Genomic DNA, 465 nt, shown 5'->3' on the forward strand with positions numbered 1-465 from the left:
GGCCAAGGCTTGGCTAACACCGTAACGGGCTTCTTTGGGGGCATGGCAGGCTGTGCAATGATCGGCCAGTCGGTGATCAACATCACTTCCGGTGGCCGGGGCCGTCTCTCGTGCCTTGTGGCCGGCGTGGTTTTGCTCCTTCTGGTTGTTTATGGGTCAAACCTGGTGAGTCAGATTCCAATGGCCGCACTGGTCGCGGTGATGATCATGGTCAGCATCGGCACCTTCAGCTGGCGCTCGCTGCGCGAGCTGGCCATTCATCCCAAGAGCTCTTCGGTCGTGATGATTGGCACGGTCATCGTGACCGTGGCTACCCACGACCTCGCCAAAGGCGTGTTGACAGGCGTGATCCTGTCGGCGGTGTTCTTCACCCGCAAGGTCGGCAAGATGCTGATCATCGACGACACCCAGGTCGAGACCGACTCGCGCGTCTACGTTGTGAAGGGGCAGGTGTTCTTTGCGTCT

Annotated in this window: 1 protein-coding gene; it reads left to right on the forward strand. The window is 59.8% G+C overall.

Going from position 1 to position 465, the window contains the following annotated elements; translation table 11 throughout:
• Positions 1-465, forward strand: a 465-nt coding sequence (locus AC2A1N_RS16420) for a SulP family inorganic anion transporter (protein WP_484372892.1), incomplete at both ends; no start/stop codon positions are given.

The organism is Stenotrophomonas maltophilia group sp. SKK55, from assembly GCF_057179845.1.